The sequence below is a fragment of the Methylobacterium nonmethylotrophicum genome (genome assembly GCF_004745635.1).
Lineage (GTDB): Bacteria > Pseudomonadota > Alphaproteobacteria > Rhizobiales > Beijerinckiaceae > Methylobacterium > Methylobacterium nonmethylotrophicum.
The window spans coordinates 33,966-59,676 of the sequence record NZ_SRLB01000019.1; the positions used below are offsets into that span (position 1 = coordinate 33,966).

The 25,711-nt window shown below is 71.9% G+C and carries 29 protein-coding genes; 17 read left to right on the forward strand and 12 right to left on the reverse strand.

Annotation, left to right across the window (positions count from 1 at the left end; genetic code table 11):
- Positions 1 to 17 precede the first annotated feature (17 nt).
- Positions 18 to 722, reverse strand: coding sequence for a haloacid dehalogenase type II (locus tag EU555_RS23380; protein ID WP_135417630.1), 705 nt, complete (start codon positions 720 to 722; stop codon positions 18 to 20).
- A 161-nt stretch (positions 723 to 883) separates the two neighbouring features.
- On the opposite strand from EU555_RS23380, the gene EU555_RS23385 reads away from it, so the two are divergent.
- Complete coding sequence (locus tag EU555_RS23385; RefSeq protein ID WP_135417631.1) at positions 884 to 1,102, forward strand: hypothetical protein; 219 nt, start codon at positions 884 to 886, stop codon at positions 1,100 to 1,102.
- A 306-nt stretch (positions 1,103 to 1,408) separates the two neighbouring features.
- On the opposite strand, the gene trpS is transcribed toward EU555_RS23385, so the two are convergent.
- The 3 genes from trpS to EU555_RS23400 all read right to left on the reverse strand — a co-directional run bounded on the left by trpS (position 1,409) and on the right by EU555_RS23400 (position 3,960).
- Positions 1,409 to 2,449 carry a tryptophan--tRNA ligase gene (gene trpS, locus EU555_RS23390; protein ID WP_135417632.1) on the reverse strand — a complete coding sequence of 347 codons (1,041 nt, stop codon included), beginning with the start codon at positions 2,447 to 2,449 and terminating at the stop codon, positions 1,409 to 1,411.
- Between the two features lie 91 nt (positions 2,450 to 2,540).
- Complete coding sequence (locus tag EU555_RS23395; protein WP_205820985.1) at positions 2,541 to 3,275, reverse strand: endonuclease III domain-containing protein; 735 nt, start codon at positions 3,273 to 3,275, stop codon at positions 2,541 to 2,543.
- Between the two features lie 61 nt (positions 3,276 to 3,336).
- On the reverse strand, positions 3,337 to 3,960 hold the full coding sequence (locus EU555_RS23400; protein WP_135417633.1) for a septation protein A: 624 nt from the start codon (positions 3,958 to 3,960) through the stop codon (positions 3,337 to 3,339).
- Positions 3,961 to 4,098: 138 nt separating this feature from the next.
- Between EU555_RS23400 and EU555_RS23405 the strand changes: the two genes are divergently transcribed.
- Positions 4,099 to 4,353, forward strand: coding sequence for a type II toxin-antitoxin system VapB family antitoxin (locus EU555_RS23405; RefSeq protein ID WP_135417634.1), 255 nt, complete (start codon positions 4,099 to 4,101; stop codon positions 4,351 to 4,353).
- A complete protein-coding gene (locus EU555_RS23410; RefSeq protein WP_135417635.1) occupies positions 4,350 to 4,736 on the forward strand; it encodes a type II toxin-antitoxin system VapC family toxin in 387 nt (128 codons plus the stop codon). The genes EU555_RS23405 and EU555_RS23410 overlap by 4 nt, the downstream gene beginning before the upstream one ends.
- 10 nt (positions 4,737 to 4,746) lie before the next feature.
- Here EU555_RS23410 and ftsY read toward each other — a convergent pair whose 3' ends face one another.
- Positions 4,747 to 6,069, reverse strand: coding sequence for a signal recognition particle-docking protein FtsY (ftsY, locus tag EU555_RS23415; protein ID WP_135417636.1), 1,323 nt, complete (start codon positions 6,067 to 6,069; stop codon positions 4,747 to 4,749).
- Between the two features lie 84 nt (positions 6,070 to 6,153).
- Between ftsY and EU555_RS23420 the strand changes: the two genes are divergently transcribed.
- Positions 6,154 to 6,849, forward strand: coding sequence for an RluA family pseudouridine synthase (locus EU555_RS23420; RefSeq protein WP_135417637.1), 696 nt, complete (start codon positions 6,154 to 6,156; stop codon positions 6,847 to 6,849).
- 248 nt (positions 6,850 to 7,097) lie between these two features.
- On the opposite strand, the gene mtaB is transcribed toward EU555_RS23420, so the two are convergent.
- Both mtaB and dapF read right to left on the reverse strand, forming a co-directional pair.
- On the reverse strand, positions 7,098 to 8,342 hold the full coding sequence (gene mtaB / locus EU555_RS23425; protein ID WP_135417638.1) for a tRNA (N(6)-L-threonylcarbamoyladenosine(37)-C(2))-methylthiotransferase MtaB: 1,245 nt from the start codon (positions 8,340 to 8,342) through the stop codon (positions 7,098 to 7,100).
- Positions 8,342 to 9,265, reverse strand: a complete 924-nt coding sequence (dapF, locus tag EU555_RS23430) for a diaminopimelate epimerase (RefSeq protein ID WP_135417639.1) — start codon at positions 9,263 to 9,265, stop codon at positions 8,342 to 8,344. The genes mtaB and dapF overlap by 1 nt, the downstream gene beginning before the upstream one ends.
- Positions 9,266 to 9,474: 209 nt before the next feature.
- Between dapF and EU555_RS23435 the strand changes: the two genes are divergently transcribed.
- Complete coding sequence (locus EU555_RS23435) at positions 9,475 to 10,236, forward strand: GyrI-like domain-containing protein (RefSeq protein ID WP_245524448.1); 762 nt, start codon at positions 9,475 to 9,477, stop codon at positions 10,234 to 10,236.
- A gap of 23 nt (positions 10,237 to 10,259) precedes the next feature.
- On the opposite strand, the gene EU555_RS23440 is transcribed toward EU555_RS23435, so the two are convergent.
- The 3 genes from EU555_RS23440 to EU555_RS23450 are packed head-to-tail and all read right to left on the reverse strand — an operon-like array spanning position 10,260 to position 11,801.
- Entirely contained in the window at positions 10,260 to 10,859 is a 600-nt protein-coding gene (locus tag EU555_RS23440) for a DsbE family thiol:disulfide interchange protein (protein WP_425375142.1), read from the reverse strand.
- Positions 10,856 to 11,038 (reverse strand): heme exporter protein CcmD, encoded by a 183-nt coding sequence (ccmD, locus tag EU555_RS23445; RefSeq protein WP_135417641.1) that lies wholly within the window; start codon positions 11,036 to 11,038, stop codon positions 10,856 to 10,858. The genes EU555_RS23440 and ccmD overlap by 4 nt, the downstream gene beginning before the upstream one ends.
- Position 11,039: 1 nt before the next feature.
- Entirely contained in the window at positions 11,040 to 11,801 is a 762-nt protein-coding gene (locus tag EU555_RS23450; protein ID WP_135417642.1) for a heme ABC transporter permease, read from the reverse strand.
- Between the two features lie 210 nt (positions 11,802 to 12,011).
- On the opposite strand from EU555_RS23450, the gene EU555_RS23455 reads away from it, so the two are divergent.
- The 3 genes from EU555_RS23455 (at position 12,012) to EU555_RS23465 (ending at position 14,637) form a co-directional block, all read left to right on the forward strand.
- Positions 12,012 to 12,185 (forward strand): DUF1328 domain-containing protein, encoded by a 174-nt coding sequence (locus EU555_RS23455; protein WP_048450062.1) that lies wholly within the window; start codon positions 12,012 to 12,014, stop codon positions 12,183 to 12,185.
- A gap of 50 nt (positions 12,186 to 12,235) precedes the next feature.
- Positions 12,236 to 12,688: a GNAT family N-acetyltransferase gene (locus tag EU555_RS23460; RefSeq protein ID WP_135417643.1), complete on the forward strand. Its 453-nt coding sequence runs from the start codon at positions 12,236 to 12,238 to the stop codon at positions 12,686 to 12,688.
- Positions 12,689 to 12,951: 263 nt separating this feature from the next.
- On the forward strand, positions 12,952 to 14,637 hold the full coding sequence (locus EU555_RS23465) for a methyl-accepting chemotaxis protein (protein ID WP_135417644.1): 1,686 nt from the start codon (positions 12,952 to 12,954) through the stop codon (positions 14,635 to 14,637).
- Positions 14,638 to 14,668: 31 nt separating this feature from the next.
- Here the strand turns inward: EU555_RS23465 and ccmB are convergent, their stop codons facing one another.
- Both ccmB and ccmA read right to left on the reverse strand, forming a co-directional pair.
- Entirely contained in the window at positions 14,669 to 15,337 is a 669-nt protein-coding gene (gene ccmB, locus EU555_RS23470; protein ID WP_135417645.1) for a heme exporter protein CcmB, read from the reverse strand.
- Positions 15,337 to 15,984, reverse strand: coding sequence for a heme ABC exporter ATP-binding protein CcmA (ccmA, locus tag EU555_RS23475; RefSeq protein WP_135417646.1), 648 nt, complete (start codon positions 15,982 to 15,984; stop codon positions 15,337 to 15,339). Before ccmA ends, ccmB begins: the two co-directional genes overlap by 1 nt.
- A 362-nt stretch (positions 15,985 to 16,346) precedes the next feature.
- Between ccmA and acnA the strand changes: the two genes are divergently transcribed.
- From acnA to EU555_RS23520, 9 genes are all read left to right on the forward strand, one after another.
- On the forward strand, positions 16,347 to 19,046 hold the full coding sequence (gene acnA, locus EU555_RS23480; protein WP_135417647.1) for an aconitate hydratase AcnA: 2,700 nt from the start codon (positions 16,347 to 16,349) through the stop codon (positions 19,044 to 19,046).
- 151 nt (positions 19,047 to 19,197) lie between these two features.
- Entirely contained in the window at positions 19,198 to 19,503 is a 306-nt protein-coding gene (locus EU555_RS23485; protein WP_135417648.1) for a hypothetical protein, read from the forward strand.
- Positions 19,504 to 19,703: 200 nt separating this feature from the next.
- The gene (locus tag EU555_RS23490) at positions 19,704 to 20,423 is read left to right on the forward strand and encodes a metal ABC transporter permease (RefSeq protein ID WP_425375143.1); all 720 of its coding nucleotides are present in this window, start codon (positions 19,704 to 19,706) and stop codon (positions 20,421 to 20,423) included.
- A 240-nt stretch (positions 20,424 to 20,663) separates the two neighbouring features.
- Positions 20,664 to 20,876, forward strand: coding sequence for a NepR family anti-sigma factor (locus tag EU555_RS23495; RefSeq protein WP_135417649.1), 213 nt, complete (start codon positions 20,664 to 20,666; stop codon positions 20,874 to 20,876).
- A 171-nt stretch (positions 20,877 to 21,047) separates the two neighbouring features.
- On the forward strand, positions 21,048 to 22,244 hold the full coding sequence (locus tag EU555_RS23500) for an alpha/beta hydrolase (RefSeq protein WP_135417650.1): 1,197 nt from the start codon (positions 21,048 to 21,050) through the stop codon (positions 22,242 to 22,244).
- Between the two features lie 76 nt (positions 22,245 to 22,320).
- The gene (locus EU555_RS23505; protein ID WP_135417651.1) at positions 22,321 to 22,926 is read left to right on the forward strand and encodes a glutathione S-transferase; all 606 of its coding nucleotides are present in this window, start codon (positions 22,321 to 22,323) and stop codon (positions 22,924 to 22,926) included.
- A gap of 187 nt (positions 22,927 to 23,113) precedes the next feature.
- Positions 23,114 to 23,317 carry a hypothetical protein gene (locus EU555_RS23510; protein WP_135417652.1) on the forward strand — a complete coding sequence of 68 codons (204 nt, stop codon included), beginning with the start codon at positions 23,114 to 23,116 and terminating at the stop codon, positions 23,315 to 23,317.
- A 136-nt stretch (positions 23,318 to 23,453) separates the two neighbouring features.
- Positions 23,454 to 24,242 carry an SDR family NAD(P)-dependent oxidoreductase gene (locus EU555_RS23515; RefSeq protein ID WP_135417653.1) on the forward strand — a complete coding sequence of 263 codons (789 nt, stop codon included), beginning with the start codon at positions 23,454 to 23,456 and terminating at the stop codon, positions 24,240 to 24,242.
- A 248-nt stretch (positions 24,243 to 24,490) separates the two neighbouring features.
- On the forward strand, positions 24,491 to 25,378 hold the full coding sequence (locus EU555_RS23520; protein ID WP_135417654.1) for a DUF3313 domain-containing protein: 888 nt from the start codon (positions 24,491 to 24,493) through the stop codon (positions 25,376 to 25,378).
- Positions 25,379 to 25,711 lie beyond the last annotated feature (333 nt).

Sequence of the window (25,711 nt, forward strand, 5' to 3'; positions counted from 1 at the left end):
CGGGCCCTTTTTTCGTCTCAGCAGCCGAGTTGTCGCGCCAGGTCGGCGAGGTCGGAGGCGGCGTGATCCACCGGCACCAGAGGCGCCGTCTCGCCGGTGCCCGGCCCGCTCTCGTCGGGCCGGGCGACATGGGCGGTGGCAAGCCCGCAGGCGGCGGCCGCCGCGAGGTCGGAGGAATGGGCCGCCACCATCATCACCTCGCTCGGCTGCAGCCGCAGCGCCTCGACGGCGCGGAGGTAGACGGCGGGCTTGGGCTTGTAGTCCTGGGCGAACTCGGCGCCGAGCACCGCGTCCCAGGGCAGGCGGTTGCGGCGGGCATGCGCGATGGCGAGCCGCACATGGGCGTTGGAGCAGGGCGCCAGCAGGTATCTCTCCCGCAGCCGCGCGAGCGCGTCGGGCACCTCGGGCCAGGCGTCGAGCCGGTGCCAGGCGAGGACGAGCTCCTGCCGCACGCCCGGCGGCACCGCCTCGGCGAGGGTGAGGCCGGCGAGCACGCCCTCCAGGCTCTCGGCATGCAGGGTGTCGAGGTCGGCATACGCGCGGGCGCCCTGGCGGATCGGCTCCATGCCGGGCTGGTAGCGGTCGCGCCAGGCCTGCGCGAAGGCGCCGCCGTCGAGGTCGGGCCGGAACGGCGCCAGGAGGCGCGAGGCCTCCCGGGCGACGCCGCCATGCCAGTCGAGCAGGGTGCCGAAGACGTCGAAGATGAGGGCCTGGATCGCCATGTGGGCCGCCTCCCGGGTTGGACTTGTGCTGCCCCGGTTATCGGCCCGGCCGCATGCGCTTCAAGCCCGCCTCCGGCGATCCTTCACCATCGGGTGAGCGGGTCCGTCCCCGGGCCAGGAACGAACGGAATTTCATACTCTGTTAACGATGGCGTCAGAGCATGCCGGGCATGTCGAGTCTCCGCAAATCACCGCCCCTGTCCGAGCAGGACGCCGCACCGCGGAACACCATCCTGCGTCAGCAGATAGAAATCCTGCGGCAAACGACGCGCTCCCGCCCGACCCTGATCGAAGAATGGGCACAGGATGTGCAGCGCGATGATTCGGCTGAGCGGGCTGTGCAGCGGCTGACACAGTTGAAGGCCAGCGGCAAGATGTGAGGATGGTCTTTCGCGGGCGGGCGCGGGCGCCGTTACGACGGCGATGAACGTCCCTCGGCCTCCCGCGCGAGAGCCGGATGCCGAATCAGTGCCGCTCGTGGAGCCCGATGGACCGTCAGAGAGCTGACATTTCCTTGCGGTGTTCAGTTCGATACTCGACGAGAACCGCGCAGGGCATCCGCCCTGGCGACGGAGAACCGCGAACGCGCGCCTGTTCTCCAACCCTCTGCGTCATCTCGGGGCTCACCGGAGGTGAGAACCCGGGATGAAGCGGTGGGCACGCCCCCATCGAGGGGGCATGGCGCCTCAGCGCCGGCGCACGAAGCCCACGATGTCCTTCACCGCCGCGATGTTCGGGGCGGCGATCGCCTCGGCCCGGGCGGCGCCCTCGGCCAGCACCGCATCGATGTGGCCCGGATCGGCGACGAGGCGCTTCATCTCGGCGCCGATCGGCCCGAGCTTGGCGACCGCGAGATCGACGAGCGCCCCCTTGAAGGCCGAGAACTGGGCGCCGCCATACTCGCGCAGCACGTCCTCGCGGCTCGCGTCGTTGAGCGCCGCGAAGATGCCCACGAGGTTGTCGGCCTCCGGCCGCTTCTCGAGGCCGGCGGTCTCGGAGGGCAGGGGCTCGGCGTCGGTCTTGGCCTTGCGCACCTTCTGGGCGATGGCGTCCGGATCGTCCGTCAGGTTGATCCGCGAGTAGTCGGACGGGTCCGACTTCGACATCTTCTTGGTGCCGTCGCGCAAGGACATCACCCGGGCGGCGGGCCCGCCGATCAGCGGCTCGGTGAGGGGGAAGAACGCCTCGCCGTGGCCGTGCTCCGCAATTGCGCCAGCAAAGTCGTTGTTGAACTTCTGGGCGATGTCGCGGGTCAGCTCGAGATGCTGCTTCTGGTCCTCGCCGACCGGGACGTGGGTGGCCCGGTAGGCCAGGATGTCGGCCGCCATCAGCACCGGATAGTCGTAGAGGCCGATGCTGGCGTTCTCGCGGTCCTTGCCGGCCTTCTCCTTGAACTGCGTCATGCGGTTGAGCCAGCCGAGGCGGGCGACGCAGTTGAAGATCCAGGCGAGTTCCGCGTGCTGCGGCACCTGGCTCTGGTTGAACACCACCGAGCGGGCCGGGTCGATGCCGGCGGCCAGGAAGGCGGCCGTGACCTCGCGGATCTGGCGCGTCAGTTCGCCCGGGTCCTGCCAGACCGTGATCGCGTGCAGGTCGACGACGCAGTACAGGCACTCGTATTGGGCCTGCATGGCGACGAAGCGCTTGATCGCGCCGAGATAGTTGCCGAGGTGCAGGTTTCCGGTCGGCTGGACGCCGGAGAAGACCAGTTCCTTGAACGCGGGCATCGTCGTGTCGTCGTCCCCTGCCGAGGGCGCGTAACGGTCCCGCGGGCGCGGCGTTCTGGACCGTTCCGGAGGGGGGGTCAAGCGCGGGAATTCAGGGGTGGAGCGCGGCGGTTTCCCACGGGGCGCGGGCGCCCTCCCTCGCCTGTCCGGTGGGGCAGAGATCGAGCAACGCGCAGCGCCCGCAGGCCGGGTTGCGGTGGAAGCAGCAGCGCTGGCCGTGCAGCATCAGCACCTCGTGATTGTCGTAGAGGGCCTGCGCGTCCCAGTCCGCCGGCAGTTGCGCGCGAAGAATGGCGTGGGCGGGCCCGACATCGACCTTGGGGCCGATCAGCCCGGTGCGCTGGGCGACGCGATGATGGTGGCTGTCGACCGGGAGCGCCGGCATCCGGAGTGTGCTGAACGACAGGACCGCCGCGCTGGTCTTCGGCCCGATGCCGGGAATCGCCTCGAGCCAGGCCCGCGCCTCCGGCACCGGGAGGTCGCGCAGGAAGCCGAGATCGAGGCTGCCGGCCCGCTCCTGCACGGCGCGCAGCACCGCCTGGATCCGCGGCGCCTTCAGCTCCGGCCAGGTCACCCCTGAGATCAGCGCCTGGACCTCCTCGGTCGGCGCCGCGATCAGCGAGTCCCAGTCGTTGAAGCGCGCCCGCAGGGCCTTGAAGGCCCGGCCCGACTCCGCGTTCCTGGTGCGGTGGGACAGGAGCGAGGAGATCAGCTCGCTCACCGGGTCGAGGTCGTGGAAGTACGGGATCGGGCAGTGATAGACCCCGCACAGGCGGCGGTGGATGGCGAGCGCCTTCTCGGCGAGATCTTGGTGCACGGGGCTCATGACGGAGGCAATCGCCGAAGTCCCGCGGACGTTCCGGCTGCGGCACCGCGTCCCCTGTGGCCTATGCTTGCCCCGACTTGGTCTCGTCCGTCTTGCGCTCGTGGCGCAGGAGCAGCGGCGTCTGGGCCAGCGCGAAGGCGATGGTGAGCGGCATGATGCCGAACACCTTGAAGCTCACCCAGAAATCCGTGGTCTGGGTGCGCCACACCACCTCGTTCAGCGCCGCCAGCACGAAGAAGAACAGCCCCCACCGGAAGGTGAGCTTGCGCCAGCCCTCCTGGGTCAGGTCGAACACGCTGTCGAGCACCAGCGCCAGCAGCGGCCGGCCGAAGGCGAGGCCGCCGAGCAGCACCGCCCCGAACAGGCTGTTCACGATGGTGGGCTTGAGCTTGATGAACAATTCGTCCTGCAGGAGCAGGGTGAGGCCGCCGAACACCACCACGACGACGCCGGAGACGAGCGGCATGATCGGCAGCCGCCGCACCCAGACGTAGTGCACCGCCAGCGCCGCCAGGGTCGCGGCGATGAACAGCCCGGTCGCCACGAACAGGCGCTGGTCGGCGGCGAAGCCGAATTTGTCGGAGTAGGCGTTGCCCAGGAAGAACACCCCGAGCGGCCCGAGTTCCAGGGCGAGCTTGGCGAGGGGCGGCAGGTGGGTCTGCGGCGGGACGGCTTCGATCTGCATGGGGCGGGGGCGACGCTCCTCTCGACGCGCGGGCTCGCGGCTCTCTCGCCGCAAGGTGGCGCCCCGGGGCGCCTCGCGCAACGGGACGCGAGGCCATAGACTGGCGCGCCCGATTCATCCACCCCGGAGCGGACCCGGATGGCCATCGCGATCGACAACCCGGAGGCCGAGGCCCTGCTCGCCGAGATCGAGGCCTGGACCGGCCGGGAGGCCCCCGACCTGCTGGTCGAGGTCCTGCGCCGGGAGCGGGACCGGCTGGAGGCGGAGCGGGACCGGAGGGTGACGGAAGCCCTCGAGGACATGCGTTGGCTGCAGGAGCGCTGGCGCGCCGGCGGCGACCTGCGCTCCATCGATGAGATCATCCCGTACGACGAGAACGGCCTACCCGTATGATCGTCGTCGATACCTCGGCTTTCATGGCGATCGTGCAGGACGAGCCGGAAGCTGTTGCGTTCATGAGCCGCATCGCGCTGGCGGACCGAGTCGTGATGTCGGCGGGCAATTACCTCGAATGCGCGATGCTGGCCCGGATGCGTCTCAGCCGGCCGATGGACCTCGACGAGTGGTTGGCGCGCCGCGGCATCGCGGTCATGCCCGTCGACCACGCCCAGGCCCGCCTCGCCGCCGAGGCCTTCGTCCGGTTCGGGAAGGGACGGCACCCGGCCGGCCTGAACTACGGCGACTGCTTCGCCTACGCCCTGGCGCGGTCGCTCGACGCGGCCCTGCTGTTCAAGGGCCGGGATTTTTCCCGGACGGACGTCGCCCCGGCCAACTGACGGTCTCCCGTCACCCCTTGTCGAGGCCCGCGATCGCCCGGGCGAAGTCGCGGGCCGCGAAAGGCTCGAGGTCGTCGACGCCCTCGCCGACGCCGATGAAATGGACCGGCAGGCCGAACTTGGCGGCGAGCGCCACCAGGATGCCGCCCCGCGCGGTGCCGTCGAGCTTGGTCATGACGAGGCCGGTGACGCCGGCGGCCTTCTGGAAGATCTCGACCTGGCTCAGCGCGTTCTGGCCCACCGTGGCGTCGAGGACGAGGAGCACCGCGTGGGGCGCCGCCTCGTCGAGCTTGCGGATCACCCGGATCACCTTCTCGAGCTCGGCCATCAGCCCGGCCTTGTTCTGGAGGCGGCCGGCGGTGTCGATCATCAGGATGTCGGAGCCGGCGTCGCGGGCGGCCTGGAGCGCGTCGAAGGCGAGGCCGGCGGCGTCCGACCCTTGCGCGCGCGCCACCACCGGCGCGCCGGTGCGCTCGCCCCAGACCTTCAGCTGCTCGATCGCCGCGGCCCGGAAGGTATCGCCGGCGGCCAGCATCACGCTGTGCCCCTGCGCCCGGAATTTCTGGGTCAGCTTGCCGATCGTCGTGGTCTTGCCGGCGCCGTTGACGCCGATCATCAGGATCACGAAGGGCTTCTTCGTCGTGTCGACGACGAGGGGCTCGGCGACCGGATCGAGGGCGCGCTCGACCTCCGCGGCGAGGATCGCCCGGACCTCGTCGGGGGCGATGCCCTTCTCGTAGCGGCCCTTGCCGACGGCTTCCGCGATCCGGGTCGCGGTCTCGAGGCCGAAATCGGCCTGGATCAGCGCGTCCTCCAGCTCCTCCAGGGTGTCGGCGTCGAGCTTGCGCTTGGTGAACAGCCCGGTGACCCGGTCGGAGAGGGCCGAGGAGGTGCGCCTGAGGCCGCCGGTCAGCCGGCTCCACCAGCCGCGCTTCTCCGCCGGCGCCTCGGGCTCGGCCGGGGGCTGGTAGATCACGAGCGGAGACGCCTCCGCCGCCTCGGGAGCTTCGGCCTCCGCCGTCTCGGGCTCGGGCGCCGCCGGCACCTGGCCTTCCGGCTGCATGCCCTCGACCGGCTCCAGGTCCGCCCCGGCAAGTTCCTCGGGCAGGTCCTGCTCCGGCTCCGTCTCGGGCGAGGCTTCGGTCACCGTCGGCGGGGCCGGCAGCACCTCGTCGGCGGCGGTGGCGAAGTCGGGCACGCCCTCCGAGAGGGTGCCGGTCGGCTCCGTCGGCATCGTCTCGGCGGGATCGGGGCCAGGTGCCGGCGTCTCGGCCGGCGTCTCCTTCCGGCCGAACAGTCGGCCGAGCCAGCCCGGCTGTTTCGTCTCACTCATCCGCACTTGCTCCAGACCCTTCGGACGATCTAGGGCGGCCTGCCCTTACTTTCGCCCGCCTCCCACCGCCGCTGCGACAGGCTCATGATCGTTGACGACATACTCGCGCGGCTCCTCTACCGCGATGCCCTCGTGCTCGTCATCGACAAGCCGGCGGGATTGCCGGTGCATCCGGGACCGAAGGGCGGCGAGACCCTGACCCAGCACCTCGACGCCCTGCGCTTCGGCCTGCCGCGCCGGCCGGAAGCCGCCCACCGCCTCGACCGCGACACCTCCGGCTGCCTGGCGCTCGGGCGCCACGCCAAGGCGCTCGCCCGGCTGAACGCCCTGTTCGCGAAAGGGCAGGCGGAGAAGACCTACTGGGCGCTGGTGGAGGGCGGGCCGGCGGAGGAGGAGGGCCAGATCGACTTAGCCCTGGCGCGCCGCTCCGACGACCCGCGCAGCTGGTGGATGAAGACCGACCCCGCCGGCGACCCGTCGCTCACCCGCTGGCGCGTGATGGGGCGCGATCCGGCGGGCGGGCGGACCTGGCTGGCGCTGACCCCGGTGACCGGCCGCACCCACCAGCTCCGGGTGCACTGCGCCGCGATGGGCTGGCCGATCCTCGGCGACACGGTCTACGGCACCGCCCCGCGCCAGGGCGGGCCGGGGCTGCAGCTCCACGCCCGGGCGCTCGCCCTGCCGCTCTACCCGAAGAAGCCGGCAATCGCCGTGGAGGCGCCGGCGCCGGAGCATATGCGGGAGGGGCTGCGGGCGTGCGGGATGGGTGCCCAAGCCTGATCAGGCATCGAGGCAGGGCACACGAAAGTGGATTTGCGTGTGGCGATGACCTTCCCACCCGCAAACCTCATCCTGAGGTGCCCATAAGTGGGCCTCGAAGGAGGGCTCCAGAAGGCTCCGCGATCCCTGGAGCCCTCCTTCGAGGCTCGTTTCACTCGCGATCTTCGATCGCCGGCACCTCAGGATGAGGTCGCGAGTGGGAGAGGAGCAGAACGACCGCGGCGAGGCCTGGAGAGGCAGACGATCTCTCACGCGGCCTGCAGCACCTGCCCGTCATGCCCGGCGATGCCAAGATCGACGAGCGCCCCGGCCTCCACCCCCTCCGGCAGCCGCACCGGCAGGAAACCTTCCGTCCGCCCGATGCCGCCGCGCTCAGCCAGCACCCGGCGGGTCTGCCCGACCTCGCGGTCGAGGCGGCGGGCGAGGGCGGCGGCACCGGCCTCGCGCAGGCGCGCCGCGCGGTCGCGGATCTCGGTCGGAGCGACCTGGGGCATCCGGGCGGCCGGCGTGCCGGGGCGGGGCGAGTAGGGGAAGACGTGGAGCTGGGCGAGGCCGCATGCCTCCACGAGGTCGAGGGAGCGGGCGAACTGCGCCTCGGTCTCGGTCGGGAAGCCGGCGATCAGGTCGGCGCCGAACACCGCGTCGGGGCGTAAACGCCGGACCGCGGCGCAGAACCGGATCGCGTCGTCGCGGCCGTGGCGGCGCTTCATCCGCTTGAGGATCAGGTCGTCGCCGGCCTGGAGCGAGAGGTGGAGATGCGGCATCAGCCGCGGTTCCTCGGCGAGCGCCGTGATCAGCTCCGGATCGGCCTCGACGGAATCGATCGAGGACAGGCGCAGGCGGTCGAGGTCCGGCACGGCGCGCAGGATCGCCCGCACCAGGCCGCCGAGGCTCGGCCCGCCGAGGTCGCGGCCATAGGCCGTGAGGTCGACGCCGGTGAGCACCACCTCGCGGGTGCCGTGCCCCACGAGGGCGCGGACCTGCGCCACGACCGTCTCGACCGGCACCGAGCGCGAGTTGCCGCGGCCGAACGGGATGACGCAGAAGGTGCAGCGGTGGTCGCATCCGTTCTGCACCGGCAGGAAGGCGCGGGTGCGGGCGCGCATCGGCGCCGGCTCCGGCAAGGGATCGGGGTCCGGCCGCATCACGTCGTCGATCCGGATCCGCCCGGTCGCGGAGTCGGTCCCACGATTCGCCCATGTCGCCGGATCGAGCTTGCGGCGGTTGCCGACGATCTCGGCCACCTCCGGCATGGCGGCATAGGCCTGCGTCTCGACCTGCGCGCCGCAGCCCGTCACCACCACCCGCGCCGCCGGGTTGGCCCGTACGGCGGCCCGGATCGCCTTGCGGGCCTGGCGGCCGGCCTCAACGGTGACCGCGCAGGTGTTGACGAGGACGAGACCGTCCCGGCCCGCTTCCTCCGCCTGCCGGCGCATCGCCTCCGATTCGGCGGCGTTGAGGCGGCAGCCGAAGCTCAGGACCTCCACGGCCATCAGGCCGCTCCCGCAGGAGCGGTGGTCGCGCCCTCGACGGGCGCCGCCGCGAACAGGGACGGCGCGAAGGTGCCCTCGTGTTCGAGCTCCGTCGGGCCGGTCATGCGGACGTGGTCGTCCGCGCCCCAGGCGATGCGCAGGTCGCCGCCCGGCAGGGTGACGGTGGCCTCGCGGCCGGTGAGGCGCAGGCGCGAGGCGGCCACCAGGGCGGCGCAGGCGGCGGTGCCGCAGGCGCGGGTGAGGCCGGCGCCGCGTTCCCAGACCCGCAGGCGGATGTGGGAGCGGTCGATCACCTGCGCGAGCGAGATGTTGGCCCGGTCCGGGAAGATCGGGTGGGATTCGAGCAGCGGGCCGATCCGGGCGAGGTCGTAGGCGTCAGGGTCGCGGTCGACGAAGAACACCGCGTGCGGGTTGCCCATGCTGACCGCGCCGGGCGAGTGCAGCACGGGATCGTCGATCGGCCCGATCTGCAACTCGATGCGGCGGGTGTCGGGGAAGGGCTCGGCGAGCGGGATCTCGTCCCACGCCAAGCGCGGCGCCCCCATGTCGACGGTGAAGTCCAGGTGCGAGACGCGGGTCACGTCGAGGAGGCCGGCCCTGGTCTCGAGGGTCAGGCGGTCGGCCTCCGCCGGGCGGGCCATGACGGGATCGTCGAGCATCGCCCAGGCGACGCAGCGGGTGCCGTTGCCGCAGGCGCCGGCCTCCGAGCCGTCGGTGTTGTAGATCCGCACATAGGCGTCGGTGCCCGGGGTGACGGGGTCGTGCAGCACCATCATCTGGTCGAAGCGGGAAGCCGGGTCGGCCGCGATGGCGCGGGCCTCGTCGGGCTGCACCCGCACGTCGCCGCCGCGCAGGTCCAGCACCACGATCTCGTTGCCGAGGCCGTTCATCTTCAGGAAGCGGCGATGGGCGAGGGGGGACACGCGGGGCCTCATGGGTGACGATACCGCCCAGATGGGGGGCGGGCGCTCTATGGACCAGAAGTTCGGCCGAGGCGAGCCGCGCGGGGTTTGTGGACCGGCCCCGGCGCTCACGCTCTCGCGATGGACCTGCAACGGCTTTGCGCTTGACGCGTTCGACCCGTCCGGCGATGCCGGCCCACGCTGTCCCCGCCCGGAGCGCTCCGCCCGTGATGAAGACCCGCCTCCCGACGATCGCGATCGGCCTCGCCGCGTCCCTGGCCTGCGGGACCCCGGTTCCGGCGCAGCAGCCCGCCCCGGCTCCCGCTCCTTCGCCCGCCGCGCCCCCGGCCGGCACGCCCTCGCCGGCGCAAACGACCCCGCTGCCGACCACCACGGCGCCGGGGCCCGGCCCGGGGACGAACCAGGCCCCGACCCCGCCCGCCCCCGAGAAGGCGCTGCCGCCCGCGACCCCGGTGCCGCCGACCGCCGGCCGGCCGCCGCTCGTCGCCAATCCGGGCGACCCGTCCGACGTCGACGAGGTGACCCTGCCGGCCAAGCCCACCGCGATCCTGGCCGGCAAGGCGACCTGGGACCAGGCGGTGCCGAACCTCAAGGACGCGATCGGCAAGGTCGAGACCGCGCTAGCAGGGGCCGGCGTCAAGGCGAACGGCAAGCCGCTCGCGGTCTTCACCCGCACCGACGACGACGGCTTCCAGTACGAGGTGATGGTGCCGGTGGAGACGGTCCCGAACCCGCGCCCGGCCGGCCTGCCCGACGACCTGCGCTTCGGGGCGACGCCGAGCGGCAAGGCCCTGCGCTTCACCCACAAGGGGCCCTACGAAGGCATCGACCAGACCTACGAGACGGTGACGGCCTATCTCGACGCCAAGGGCATCATCGTCCAGGACGCCTTCGTGGAGGAGTACCTGACGCCGCTCACCAGCCCGGCCGACGATGCGCTCGAGGTCAACATCTACGCGCTGCCCAAGTAACCGGCCCAAGTAACCGGCGGGCGCTACTGCATCGCCCGGACCCGGGCCAGGAAGGCGTCGTAATTCTCCGGCGTCAGGATGCCGACGAGCTTTTCGCGGATCCGCCCGTCGGGCCCGATCACGAAGGTCTCCGGCACGCCGTAGACCCCGAGGTCGATGCCGACCCGGCCGGCCTCGTCGGCGCCCACCGCCCGGAACGGATTGCCGTGGCGTCCGAGGAAGCGGCGGCCGTTCTCCGGCTGGTCCTTGTAGTCGATGCCGACGATGTTCACGCCGTCGCGGGAGAGCCGCACCAGCATCGGGTGCTCGACCTGGCAGGGCGCGCACCACGAGGCCCAGACGTTCAGCACCGTGACCTTGCCCTTGAAGTCCGCCGCCGCGAGGCCCGGCACCGCGGCGCCGTCGCTCGTCAGGCCCGGCACGGGCGGCAGGGTGAAGTCCGGCACCTGGCGGCCGATCAGCGCCGAGGGCACGGCGGAGGGGTCGTAGCCGGTGGTGAGCAGCTTGCCGAGGAAGATGCCGGCGAGGCCTGCGAAAGCCAGGAGCGGCAGGAGGAACAGCAGCCGGCCGCGGCGCGGCGGCTCCTCGCTCTCCTCGACCGGGTGCACGGGGGCCTCGCTCACCGGCGGCCCCGGAGGTCTTGTCCCCGAAGGTCTTGCCTCTGCGGCTCCTCCTGGAGGCGGGCCAGCGCCCGCTCCTGCGCCCGCCGGTCGAGGATCGCGTGGGCGACGAGCGCACCGATCACCAGGGCGGTGAAGCCGTAGGCGCCGAGGATGTACGCGGCGTGGGGTCCGAGATCCATGTCAGGCGGCCTGCGGGGCCAGCAGGGCGGCGTCGAGCCGCTCGGCCTCGAGGATCGTCAGGGTGCGCACGCGCCGGCGCAGGATCTCGGTGCGCATCGCCTGCAGGTGCAGCGCGATGCCGAGCACCGAGGCGGCGGCGATCATGACGAGCAGGGGGTAGAGCATGGTCGGGTGGATGGTCGGCCCGCCCATCCGGAGGATCGAGGCCGGCTGGTGCAGGGTCGACCACCAGTTCACCGAGAACTTGATGATCGGCAGGTTGACGGCGCCGACGAGGGTCAGGATCGCCACCGCCCGGGCGGCCCGGTTCGGGTCCTCGATGGTCCGCCACAGGGCGAGCAGCCCGCAATAGATCAGGAACAGCACCAGCATCGAGGTCAGGCGCGCGTCCCAGACCCAGTAGGTGCCCCACATCGGCTTGCCCCAGAGCGAGCCGGTGACGAGGCAGACCAGCGTGAAGGCGGCGCCGATCGGGGCGGCGGCGCGCTGCGCCACATCGGCGAGCGGATGGCGCCAGATCAGGGTGCCGAGGGCCGAGACCGCCATGGCGCCGTAGAAGAACACCGCCATCCAGGCCGCCGGCACGTGGATGAACATGATCCGCACCGTCTCGCCCTGCTGGTAGTCGGGCGGGGCGACGAACCAGGTCAGGTACTGGCCGACCGCGAGCAGCACGAGGGCGAGCCCCGCCACCCAGGGCAGGAGCGCCCCGGACCAGCGCATGAAGTGGCCGGGCTGCGCCAGCCGCGTGAGACGACCCATCGACCTGGCCTCCACCGACTTGGCTTTCGACGCCTCGGCATCCATCGACATCGCCGCCGGTGTAGCGCGCGGGCGCCCGCACGGGCAATGCGGACGAACGGCGCAGAACGGCGCAGACGGGTGTGGCAAAGGGGCGTGGATCATCCGGAACGAAGCGTGGCGGTGCCGGTTACCCTCGCGACTTCTCGCAGAGCCCGGAGCGCTCCCGCCATGTTGAAATGGGCGATCATCTTCTTCGTGATCTCGCTGGTGGCCGGCGCGCTCGGCTTCACCAACGTGGCGTCGGGTGCCCGCGGCATCGCGCGGCTGCTGTTCGGGCTGTTCCTGGTGATCGCGGTGGTGATCGTGATCGCGGCGGTGCTGCTCGGGCAGGCGGTGTTCTAGGACGGTCCTGCGCTCCCCCGGGCTGCGCAGGCGCCCGGGAGAGGGTGGCGATGGCGTTCGAGATCCGGCCGGCGACGGCGGACGATGCGGCGGAGATCAGCCACGTCGTCCTCTCGGCGTTGCACGAGAGCAATGCCGCCGATTACAGCCCGGAGATCATCGCGCGGGTCGCCCGGAGCTTCACGCCGGAGCGGGTCGCCGCGCAGATCGCCACGCGACAGGTCTTCGTCGCGGTGGAAGCGGGACGCATCGTCGGTACGGCGAGCCGCGACGGCGCCGTCGTGCGTGCCGTCTTCATTGCTCCCGACGCGCAGCGGCGGGGCATCGGCCGGGCCCTGATGGCCGACATCGAGCGGGCGGCCCGTGCGGCAGGCGTCGCGAAGCTGACCTTGCAGTCGTCGCTGACCGCCGTGCACTTCTACGGCAGGCTCGGGTTCCAGGTGCTCACGGAGCTACGGCACGGCGACGAGCGGACGATCGTCATGCAACGGCGGCTGGCGTGAGCGGCGGCACCGGCCCTTCATCCTCCAAGCCGTATCCCCCCAAGCCGTCCGGGATCGCGGTCGCGGAGCAACGGGTCGGGCCGCGGGCCCTTGATCCAGGCCAGGCGGCCGCTCATCACGGCCGGAACCGTCCCGCGCCCGTCTAACCGTTAGACGGTCGAGGCATTCGGCCTCATCAATAATTCTGTCGATTCTATTTAACTCCCCTGCGGTATCGCGATCGTGCGTTCGCCTCGATCAGTGCAGCCGGCAGGAAGCAAAAGATGCCCGTTTCTATAAGAGTGGCGTTGGCTGGACTTCTCTCGCTGTTAGTGCTCGTGATCGGGCTTCAGGGCGGCCTGACCCTCATGAAGCTCGAGGCGATCCGCGGGAATGCCGGGGACAGCGCGAGCCGGCTCATCCCTGCCATACGGCTCATCAGCGAGCTGGGATCCGCCGTCGACAAGTCGCGGGTCCGGCAGTATCGGCTGGCGGCCGCGACGCAGGGCGCGCAGCAGCTGGTCGAGCACCGCAAGATGTATCTGTCGGTGGTCGAGAAGGTCGCCGCCCTGCGCGCCCGCTACGAGCCCATGATCTCGTCGTCCGAGGAGCGCACGCTCTACGAGCAGTTCTCGCGCGCCTGGGCGCGCTACGAGGAGATCGGCCGTCGGGCCGTGACGCTCATGGAGGCCGACCGGTCGAAGGAAGCGCTGGCGGAGATCGTCTCGCCGGAGATGCTCAAGCTCTCCGGGGAATTGGGTGACGCGATCGCGCAGGCCATCGCCCTGAACGGTCGCCGGGCGCAGGGCGCAGCGGACGCGACGCTGGACAGCGCAGGAACCGCAACCGTGGCGACCTGGGTCGCGCTGGCGACGGCGCTCGTCGTGGCCTTGGGCGCGATGCTGTTCAGCCAGGTCAGGATCTCCCGTCCGATCGCCCGCATGACGGCCGCGATGGCGGCCCTCGCCGCCGGAGACATGACGGTTGCGGTTCCGGGAGCCGGTCGCCGCGACGAGATCGGTGCGATGGCCGACGCCGTGCAGGTCTTCAAGGACAATCTGGGCCAAACCCGCCGGCTCGAGGAGGAGACGGCACTGGCCCGCGCCTCCGCCGAGGACCAGCGCAGGGCCGGCATGCGCCAGATGGCGGATCGCTTCGAGCAGGTGGTGGGCGGCGTCGTCGGGACGGTGTCCGCCTCGGCGACCGAGCTGCAGGCGACCGCCCGGACGATGAGCGCCAACGCCGGAGAGACCGCCAGCCAATCCACCGCCGTGGCCGCGGCCGCGGCGGAGGCTTCGGCCAATGTCGGCACGGTCGCCACCGCCGCGGAGGAGCTCGGCGTCTCCGTCCAGGAGATCGGGCGCCGGGTGTCGGGCTCGGCGGACCTCGCCCAGCGTGCGGCGGCCGAAGCCGATGCGACGGCCGCCCTCGTGCAGGAGTTGAACGGCGCCGTGGCCAAGGTCAGCGACGTCGTCGGCCTGATCGCGAGCATTGCCAGCCAGACCAACCTCCTGGCCCTGAACGCGACGATCGAGGCGGCCCGGGCGGGTGAGGCGGGACGCGGCTTCGCGGTCGTGGCCCAGGAGGTGAAGGCGCTCGCCACCCAGACCGCCAGGGCAACAGAGGAGATCACCGGGCAGATCGGCCGGATCCAGGGCGCCACGGACCAGGCGGTCGGCGCCATCGGGGCGATCACCGGACGGATCGGCGAGATCAGCGCCGTCGCCATTTCCATCGCGGCGGGGGTCGAGGAGCAGGCGGCTGCGACCCGCGAGATCGCCCGCAACGTGTCGCAGGCCTCCTCCGGCACCCGCGACGTGACCCACACCATCGCGGGGGTCGCGCGTGCCTCGGGCGAGACCGGCGCGGCGGCGAACCAGGTGCTCGCGTCGGCCTCCGCGCTGTCGCGCCAGTCGGAGCACCTCACCGCGGAGGTCGCGCGCTTCCTCGCCACGGTGCGGGCGGCCTGAGCCGTCGCCCCGGGGCCCTCCGGTGGGGGACCTACTCCCCCCACCGCAGCGCCGCCGCCGCGGCGAGCGTCCCCACCACCCCCGCCGCGAGGCTGAGCGCCCCCAGGATCGCCAGCGGCGTCGTGAACGGCACGGTTCCGCCGAGCGCCGCCTCCGCCGCCGAGACGCCGAAGATCAGGGTCGGCACCATCAGGGGCAGCACCACCACGGCGAGGATCAGGCCGCCGCGGCGGATCGAGGCGGTGAGCGCCGCGCCGACGGCACCGATGAAGGTCAGCGCCGGGGTGCCGACGAGGAGCGTCAGGCTGGTCGCAGCCATGCCGGCGGGACTCAGGGCGACGAGGAGCCCGAAGAGCGGGGTGGCCAGCGCCAGCGGCAGGCCGGTGGTGAGCCAGTGCGCCGTGACCTTGGCGAGGACCAGGAGCTCGAGCGGGGCGGGGGCGCCAGAGAGGAGGTCGAGGGAGCCGTCCTCCTCGTCGGCCTGAAAGAGGCGGTCGAGGCCGATGAGCGTCGCCAGCACCGCGGCGATCCACAGGATGCCGGGGCCGATCCGGGCCAGCAGGTTGAGGTCGGGCCCGAGGCCGAACGGCACCAGGGCGACGATCATCAGGAAGAACACCAGGGACAAGGCCCCCGAGCCGCCGATGCGGCCGGCCAGGCGCAGGTCCCGGGCGACGACCGCCAGGAAGGCGCGGCCCATCAGACGGCCTCCGCGAAGGGGTCGGCCGCGACGTCGGACCGCGTGGGGCGGAACGCCTCGACGGAGAGTTCGCGCGCGGCCTCCAGCTCCAGCGCCTGGTGGGTCGCCGCGATGACGAGGCCGCCTTCCGCCAGATGCGCCCGCATCAGCCCGGCGAGCGCCGCTTGCGAGGCCACGTCGAGGGCGGCGGTGGGCTCGTCGAGGAGCCAGAGCGGCCGGCGGCAGACGAGGAGCCGGGCGAGCGCCACCCGCCGGCGCTGGCCGGCCGAGAGGTAGGCGACCGGCAAACCCGCCGCATGGGCGAGGCCGAGCCGGGCGAGCGCCGCGCGGGGCGCGAGGTCGGCTGCCCCCAAGAGGTCGCGGGCGAAGGCGAGGTTCTCTTCCGCGGTGAGCGCCCCTTTCAGCCCGTCGCGGTGGCCGACGACGTGCAGGCATTCGGGGATCGTGCGCTCGCCCACAGCCTCGGCCGTCAGGCGCCCGGCCTCCGGCCGCAGGCGCCCGGCGAGGATCGCCAGCAGCGACGATTTGCCGGCGCCGTTGCGGCCGGTGACGGTGAGCGCCTCGCCGGCCTTGAGGGTGAAGGAGAGCCCGGAAAAGAGGCGCCGGCCGGAGCGCCGGCAGGCGAGGTCCTCGGCGATCAGGCGCAACGGCAGGGGTCTCCGGAGGGCAGGGGGACGCCCGCGTTTACGCTATGCCGGCCCTGCCGAGAATGCGCGAATGCGCGGCCACCAGACCCGTAGCGGCCAGTTTCGAAGTGTTCTATACGCAGTCCCGGCTGCGCCGCGCGACCTTCAGAGGCGTCCAAACCGTCCTTCGCGCATCCCAGTCCGGGCACCCCCGGGGCGGCGCGCGCACCGTCCGATTCCCGCCGTCAGGCGAGGGCGGGCGGCATACGGGCCCGTTCCTTGCGTCAGGCAGGGACGACCCCGCAGCGCATCCGGCCGAACACTGTGGTGTGGCGCAGGCCCTGCCTGTGCCGTGTTCGACAACCCCTCGCGAGGACCACGCCGTGGCATCCATCGACAGCTTCAAGGCCCGCCAGACGCTCCAGGCCGGCGGAAAGACCTACACCATCTATGCGATTCCCGAGGCCGAGAAGAACGGCCTGCCGGATGCGAGCCGCCTGCCCTTCTCCATGAAGGTGCTGCTCGAGAACCTGCTGCGCTACGAGGACGACCGCTCGGTCCGCAAGGCCGACATCGAGGCCGTGGTCGGCTGGCTGGAGAACCGCGGCAAGACCGAGGTCGAGATCGCCTTCCGTCCCTCGCGCGTGCTGATGCAGGACTTCACCGGCGTGCCGGCGGTGGTCGACCTCGCGGCGATGCGCGACGCCATGGTGGCGCTCGGCGGCGACCCGCAGAAGATCAACCCCCTCGTGCCGGTCGACCTCGTCATCGACCACTCGGTCATCGTCGACGAGTTCGGCACCCCGAAGGCGCTGGCCGACAACGTCGCGCTCGAATACGAGCGCAACGGCGAGCGCTACACCTTCCTGAAGTGGGGCCAGTCGGCCTTCGACAATTTCTCCGTCGTGCCCCCCGGCACCGGCATCTGCCACCAGGTCAACCTCGAGTACCTGTCGCAGACCGTCTGGACCAAGCCCTTCGAGGGCCATGAGGTCGCCTATCCGGACTCGCTCGTCGGCACCGACTCGCACACCACGATGGTCAACGGCCTCGCGGTGCTGGGCTGGGGCGTCGGCGGCATCGAGGCCGAGGCCGCGATGCTCGGCCAGCCGTTGTCGATGCTGATCCCCGAGGTCGTCGGCTTCAAGCTGTCGGGCAAGCTGCCCGAGGGCACCACCGCCACCGATCTCGTGCTCACCGTCACCCAGATGCTGCGCAAGAAGGGCGTGGTCGGCAAGTTCGTGGAGTTCTACGGTCCGGGCCTCGACGACATGTCGGTCGCCGACCGCGCCACGATCTCCAACATGGCGCCGGAATACGGCGCGACCTGCGGCTTCTTCCCCGTCGACCAGAAGACCATCGACTTCCTGAAGGTCACGGGCCGCGCGGATGATCGTATCGCCCTCGTCGAGGCCTACGCCAAGGCGCAGGGCATGTGGCGCGACGCGACCACCCCGGACCCGGTCTTCACCGACACCCTCGAACTCGACATGGGCGACGTGAAGCCCTCGCTCGCCGGGCCGAAGCGTCCCCAGGACCGGGTGCTCCTCGACGGCGCCAAGACCGGCTTTGCCGGCGCGATGGAGACCGAGTTCAAGAAGGCAGCCGACATCGCCAGGCGCTACCCCGTCGAGGGCGCGAATTTCGACATCGGCCACGGCGACGTGGTGATCGCCGCGATCACGAGCTGCACCAACACCTCGAACCCGAGCGTGATGATCGGTGCGGGGCTGCTGGCCCGCAACGCGGTCGCCAAGGGCCTGCGGTCGAAGCCCTGGGTGAAGACCTCGCTCGCTCCCGGCAGCCAGGTGGTGGCCGAGTACCTCGAGAAGGCCGGCCTGCAGTCGAGCCTCGACGCGCTCGGCTTCAACCTCGTCGGCTTCGGCTGCACCACCTGCATCGGCAATTCCGGCCCGCTGCCGGCGCCGATCTCGAAGGCGATCAACGACAACGACGTGGTCGCCGCCGCGGTGCTCTCGGGCAACCGCAACTTCGAGGGCCGGGTGAACCCCGACGTTAGGGCGAACTACCTCGCCTCGCCGCCGCTCGTCGTCGCCTACGCGCTCGCCGGCTCGATGCAGGTCGACCTGACCAAGGAGCCTCTCGGCACCGGCTCGGACGGCCAGCCGGTCTACCTGAAGGACATCTGGCCTTCGACCGCCGAGGTGCAGGCGTTCATCGAGGCCAACATCACCTCGGCCCTGTTCAAGTCGCGCTATGCCGACGTGTTCGGCGGCGACCAGAACTGGAAGGGCGTCGAGGTCACCGAGGCCGAGACCTTCGCGTGGAACGGCGGCTCGACCTACGTCCAGAACCCGCCCTACTTCGTCGGCATGGAGAAGACGCCGAAGCCGGTGGAGGACGTGGTCAATGCCCGCATCCTCGGCTTGTTCCTCGACTCGATCACCACCGACCACATCTCGCCGGCCGGCAACATCCGGGCGGCCTCGCCGGCAGGCCACTACCTGCAGGAGCACCAGGTCCGGGTGCAGGACTTCAACCAGTACGGCACCCGCCGCGGCAACCACGAGGTCATGATGCGGGGCACCTTCGCCAACATCCGCATCAAGAACCAGATGGTGAGGGACGAGTCCGGCAACGTGGTCGAGGGCGGCTACACCCTCTACCAGCCGTCGGGCGAGCGGATGTTCATCTACGACGCCGCGATGCGCTACGAGCAGGAGGGCACCCCGCTGGTGGTGTTCGCCGGCAAGGAGTACGGCACCGGCTCGTCGCGCGACTGGGCCGCGAAGGGCACCAAGCTGCTCGGCGTCCGCGCGGTGATCGCCGAGAGCTTCGAGCGCATCCACCGCTCGAACCTCGTCGGCATGGGCGTGGTGCCGCTGGTGTTCCAGGGCGACACCTCCTGGGCCTCCCTCGGCCTGAAGGGCGACGAGACCGTGACGATCGAGGGCCTGGCCGGCGAGCTGAAGCCGCGCCAGACCCTGACCGCCAGGATCACCTCGGCCGACGGCACCGTGAAGGAGGTCCCGCTGACCTGCCGCATCGATACCCTCGACGAGCTCGAGTACTTCCGCAACGGCGGCATCCTGCCTTACGTGCTGCGCCAGCTCGCGGCGTAAGGCAAAGGGCCACCTCCACCCTCCGGGTCACCCTCGGAGGGTGGGGTTACGGCGCACCGGGAGCCCGTGACAGGCTTTTGGGGAACCGCCACCACGACGGGGGCCTTTCCGGCGGGAAGGGCCCCCTTCCTGTTCTCGGGAGACGCGCGCGATGAGCCCGGACGACAAGATCAACGGCCTGACCACGCTCTCGGCCCGCCACGGCGAGATGATCGCCCGGCTCTCCGAGGCGCAATCCGACGTCGCTGCCAAGCAGGTGGCTTTGCAGATGGCGGTTCGCTTCGTCGCCGGCATCCTGCGCGGGATCGATTCCGACCATTACCGCCACCAGCTCGGCGGCTTCCTCGCCATGCTGGAGGACGCGCTGACCCGCGACGACCCCGATTCCGACCTCGCCCGGCGGGTGCTGGACACGGTCAAGTCCACCCTGGAGCCGGAGGAGGACGAGGAGGCGTGATGCGGTTTCCTTGCGGAAACCGCATCACGCGCCGGCGCGGCGCCTGAGCGAAGCCGAGGTCCGCATTGCAAAGCAATTCGTCGGACATCGCATGACGCACCCGATCACGTGTACGCGAGACGATTGTCCGGCGCCGCCGGGGCGAACCATAAAGGCCGGGGCTCCCCGATCCCGGAGCCCTTGCAGTCCCCGGAGTTCTCATGACCATCCTCAGGACGATCGCGGCCGCCGGCCTGGCGCTCGCGGCGAGCGGAACGCTGGCGGCGAGCATTAAGCTCGCGATCGGCGTCGCGCTCGCCGCTCCGCAGGTCGAGCGCCTGCGCGGCACGATCGAGCGCGTCGAAGGGGACGCGGTCACCATCCGCACCCGCGCCGGCGCGACGGAGACGATCCGGCTCGTTCCCGGCACGCGGGTGGCGCTGTTGGCGCCGGCGAGCCTCGACCAGGTCAGGGACGGCAGCTTCATCGGCACCGCCGCGAAGGCCGGGCCGAAGCCCGGCGATCCGCCGGTGGCGCTCGAGGTGCTGATCTTCCCCGAGGCTCTGCGCGGCACCGGCGAGGGCCATGGCCAGTGGGACCGGCTGCCCGACGGCGCAGGCAGCTTTCCCGTCGAGACGACCATGACCAACGGCACCGTCAAGGCGCAGGGTCCGGAGACCTTGGTCGAGACCACGATGACCAACGGCACCGTCGCGGGCGCAGCCGGCGCCGGCGCCGGCCGCACCATCACGGTCTCCTACAAGGGCCAGAGCCTCGCGGTCGCGGTGCCGCCGGGCACGCCGATCGTGACGCTGGAGCCCGCCGACCGGGCGGCTCTGGTGCCGGGCGCCAAGGTCTTCGCCTCCGCGACCCGGGACGGCGACCGGCTCGAGGCACGCAGCATCTCGGTCGGCAAGGACGGTCTGACGCCGCCGATGTGAGGCGGGGCCGGATGACCTGACGCAGCAGAATCCGACCGCGGCCCCGTGCGCCGGCGCACGGGGCCGCGATTGCTCCGGGGGTGTACGCGAAAATCGGGCGCAACTGCCTCCCTGGACGTGCGTTGAACATGTCGAGCCGGGGATCCGGCGCAATCCTTCGACCGTGCGGGCGCCGCCCCGTGCCCCAAACCTCGACCCTTTATCTTGACGGAGCCGGGACCCCCGTCCCGTAATCGCGCCATGAAGCTGATTCCGAGCAATCACGCCGCGACCTTCGGTCAGACGCACACGACCGCGTCGTCCCTGGCCGACGCGCTGCTGCTCGCCAAGCTCGGGCACGACCTGCGGTCGATGTACACCGACGTGACGGACGAGCCGGTGCCGCAGGAACTCGACGCGCTGATCGACCGGTTGCATGCCGTGCTCGGGGACGAGCCCGAGCCGCACGGCTAGAATCTGGGCGGGCCGCGCCCGGGACTCGGCGTCTGCTCCCGGATGCGCGAGCGTGACTGTACCGCGGAAGCGACAAGCCGGACGAACGAACCGGGCCGGCGCGATCTCGCCTTGAGGTCGGGCGCGAAACAGTGTGGGGTGCGCGTCCCGAGCCGTCAGCCCCCCAGCCTCATGCCGCCGCTTTCCCTCATCCGTCTCGCCCGTCCGCTCGCCCTCGGCCTTGCTCTCGCGGGCCTCTGCGGCGTGCCCGGCGCGGAGGCCGCCACGCCGCCCGCCCAGCCGAAGGAGGGACCGGGAGGGCAGGCCTACGCCGCCGCGAGCGTGACGAAGCGGGTCCTCGGCCGGGCCGGCGCGGTGACCCTGGCTTATTGGGGCAGCGGCGCGGCGCCGGCCCAGGGGCGGCCGGTGGCGGTGATGCTGCATGCCTGGGGCGCGGTGAACCCGCAGGCCTACGGCGCCTGGATCGAGCACCTCGCCCGCTCCGGCTACCTCGTGCTGTTTCCCCGCTTCCAGGAGGTGGGGCGTACCCGCCCGGTGGATGCGAGCACCATCGCGGCGGGCCTGGTCAAGGACGCCCTGGCGGATCTCGCGACCGACCCGGAGGCCAAGCCCGATCTCGGCCGGGTGGCGCTGATCGGCCATCTCGCCGGCGTGCCGCTCGCGGCGAACCTCGCGGCGCATGCCAGGACCAACGGCCTGCCGGTGCCGCGGCTGATCTTCGGCGCCATGCCGGGCGGCATCGCCCGGGACGACAAGTCCCGCGGCATCGCCCTGCACGACCTCGCCGACATCGCCCCCTCGACCCTGATCGTCACGGTGATCGGCGACCGCGACGCCCGCGCCGCCGACGTCGCGGCCCGGCGCGTGATGCGGGACGCGAGCGCGGTGCCGGTCGACAACAAGCTGATGGTCCGGGCGCTCTCGGACGATCACGGCTTCCCGGCCCTCTCCGCCACCCTGGCCTCGCCCGCCGGCGGCAACCCGGCCTACGACCTGGGCCAGCTCAAGCTGCCGGCCCCGGACCCGAAGCAGAAGCCGGCGCCGTTCAAGTGGTCGGCCGACATGACCCTCACCGGCGAGCAGACCGTGCTGGTCGGCCAGATCAACGCGGCCGGCACCGACAGCCTCGACTACCTCGCCTACTGGAAGACCTTCGACATGGCGGCGGCCGCCGCCTTCGCGGGCCAGAGCGCCGCCACCCTCAAGAACTCTCCGCGCTTCACCGACATGGAGCGCTGGAGCGACGGCTGGCCGGTGCGGCGCCTCGCCGTCGAGAGCCCGCGCCCGCCGGCCCCGGCGAAGCCCGGGGCGGCGCCCGCCGCCGCGCCAGCCAAGCCCGCGGCGAGGCCGACGGCGCGGGGGCAGTGAGGGGTCGTTCGGCACCACTCAAGGAGCCCGAGCCGCCAGAATGCTCGGTGACCATCAACACACCCGGGGGAACCCCATGAAGCTGTTCTACGCCAAGACCTCTCCGTTCGTCCGCAAGGTGCTGGTCGTCGCCCACGAGCTCGGGTTGTTCGAGCGGATCGAAAAGCTGCCGGCGGCCGCCCACCCGATCACCCGCGATGCGACCATCCGGGCACAGAACCCCCTCGGGCAGGTGCCGACCCTGATCCTCGACGACGGCACGGTGCTCGCCGACAGCCGGGTGATCTGCGAGTACCTCGACCATCTGGGCGGCGGCGGCTTCTTCCCGGCCCCCGGCCCGGCCCGCTGGGCGGCCCTGGCGGCGCAGTCGACCGGCGACGGCCTGCTCGATGCGGCGCTGCTCTGCGTCTACGAGACCCGGGTGCGCCAGGAGGGCGAGCGCTCGGCGGGCTGGGTCGCCGGCCAGCGCGAGAAGATTGCCGACGCGCTCGCGCGGATCGAGGCGGCGGCGCCGGGCTTCGGCGAGCGGGTCGACATCGCCACCATCACGTATGGGTGCGGGCTCGGCTATCTCGACCTGCGCCTGCCCGACCTCGGCTGGCGCGAGCGCGCTCCGGCGGCGGCGGCCTGGTACGCCCGCTTCGGCGAGCGCCCCTCGATGCAGGCGACGCGGCCGGAGTGAGCCGATCGAGGACCGGGGTGCCGCGCGTCCGGCGCCCGTCTGGCGCGGCTCTTGCTCCGCCGCCCGGCAGACCAGCCCCGTGCAAGCCGACCCGGGTTTCATGGTCGCGCCTCGCCCCATGACGCCCGGCAGAGTGACGGCCGGCGGACTGGCGCAGTGGCGTCCTCGTCCGCGGGGCTTCTCGCACATGAACGACTTCGTCGCACTCCTCCTCGCCGCCCTGACCTTCTGCCTTGGCTACTGGACGGCGGGCCTCGCGGTCCGGCTCGCGATGCGGCTCGGGCTCGGCCATGCCCATCTGGGCGAGGGAAGCCTCGCCCAGGTCACCGTCGCGCTGGCGGTCGCGGTCGCGGCCTGGCGGTGGGCGCGGGGCACCCCCGCCGGGGCCTGAGCCGCAGCCGCGATCCACGCGGGCCCGGGCCCGACGGGGCAATCCATGCGGGCGAGGATGGGCGGCCCTGCTTCCCTGACCGTTGCGCGGGCGGGGCATTTCTCGTGGACTCTCCGGCGAGCACGGAGGCCGCGCCATGTCGACACGCCTGGTGAAGAAGATCGCGATCGTGTTCGGGGCGGGCTCCGCCGGCACCGGCTGGGGCAACGGCAAGGCGGTGGCGGTTGCCTTCGCGCGGGAGGGCGCCCGGGTGATCTGCGTCGACCGCCTCCTCGCCGCCGCCGAGGAGACGGCCCAGATCATCGCCGAGGAGGGCAACGAGGCCGAGGCGCTCCGCGCCGACGTCACCGATTACGACGCGGTGGCGACGGCCGTCGCCGCCGGCGAGACGCGCTTCGGCCGCATCGACATCCTGCACAACAATGTCGGCCTGCCGGAGGCCGGCGGCCCGGAGGATCTCGACGAGGAGAGCTGGCGACGCGCGCTCGAGATCAATGTCGGGGGGGTCTGGCGCACCTGCAAGGCGGTGCTGCCCGGGATGCGGGCGCGGCGGCAGGGCGCGGTGATCAACATCTCGTCGGTCGCCTCCCGGCGCTGGACCGGGGTGCCGTCCTTCGCCTACGCGGCCGCCAAGGCGGCGGTGAACCAGGCCACCGTGTCGGTGGCGATGCAGTATGCCCGCGACGGCATCCGGGCGAACGCGATCCTGCCCGGCCTCCTCGACACCACGGTGGCGGACGAGTGCCGGGCGGCGGGCACCCCGGATGCCGGCCGCGACCGCCGGGTGCCCCTCGGCCGCCTGGGCGAGGCCTGGGACATCGCGCACGCGGCGGTCTTCCTCGCCTCCGACGAGGCCCGCTTCATCACCGGCGTGTGCCTGCCGGTCGATGGCGGCCAGAGCTGCAGCATGGCGGCCTTGGCCTGAGAGCGCCGCCTCATCGCCGCCTAGGGCCCCGGCCTCCGGAAACAATGTGGCCGAAGCGTTACAGCCGGGAGGGAAGCGCGAAGGGCGGCCAAGCTCGGCTTTCCGACCCGGGCCGCGGGGGTTAGGCTCAAGGGTATAACGGCGCGGCGGCCCGGAGGGGCCCGGCCTGCGCCGCCGGGAGCCGGCCTCCGGGAGCCTCGCTGAGGGTTCCGCGGATCCGGCTTCGCGCGATCCGGGAAAGCGACCGAATGCGGACGACACTCAAGGCTGCCTCGAGCGCGCGGGCCGCCCGCCGTCTGGCAGCCATGGCGGCCTTGGCCGCCCTCGCGGGCTGCGCCACGCCGGTGCTGACCCAGACGGGGCTGCTGACGCGCTACGACCGGCTGGAGGCGAGCGAGGCCACCGCCACGAAGTCGCGGATCTTCATCGACAAGGCGGCGATGGCGCAGGTGCGGACCGTCCGCATCATCCCGACCAGCTTCCCGGCCGCGGTCGCCGGCCCCGGGGTGACCGAGCAGGAGCGCCGGGTCGTCGCCAACGCGGCGGACCGGGCGCTCTGCTACGAGCTGTCGCTGCGCTACGACGTGGTCTCATCAGGCCCGGCCGACCTGACCGTGCGATCGTCCATCACCCGGGCGGGCCTCACCAACGTGCCGGCATCCGGCGTCGCGGTCGGCGCCTCGGCGGCGATCACGATCGCCGCACAGGTGGGCGTCGGCTTCGCCGACACGGTCGGCAAGGTCCCGGTGCCGCGGCTGCCGATCGGGCTCGGCGACCTCACGGTGGAGGCCGAGGCCCTCGATGCCCGCCGCCAGCAGCGCGCCGCGATGGTCTGGGCCGGGGGCGCCAATTCCTTCACCAACCAGGCCCGCTTCTCGCCGGTCGCCGACATCTACGACCTCGCCGGCGATTTCGGCCAGGATTTCGGCTCCTACCTCACCACCGGCGTGGACCCGTTCGAGGCCGAGCTCACCATCCCGACCTACGAGCGCATCCGCGTGACGATGCTGGGCGAGATGCCCCGCGATCCCGACTGCCAGGCCTTCGGCCGCGCCCCGGGCGTCGACGGCATCATCGGCGATACGATCGGCCTGCCGCCGGACTGGACCGACAAGGGGCCGACCGCCGGGCGATAGGCGCGGGGAAGCGTCGTCAGCCGGGGCCCGGCTCCGCGGTCATCGGCCACGGATCCAGCATCGCCGCGAAGGTCGGCCAGCCGCAGGCGAACCAGATCCGGAAGAGCCGGTTCGCGCGTCGGATGAGGCACCGACGGCAGAGACCTGAACGAGTTGGCGAATTTTGCTGTTCACGCAGGGCCGGAACAGGGCCCGCATGGCGGCGTCCTGCACGGCGCGCACGTCGTCGCGCGGGCCGTCCTGCAGCAACCCGGCGCAGTTCACCACCGCACCGCAGCCGCCGACGACCGGCTGCCACGAATCCGGGTCGGCCAGGACGGCGATGTCGCGGGC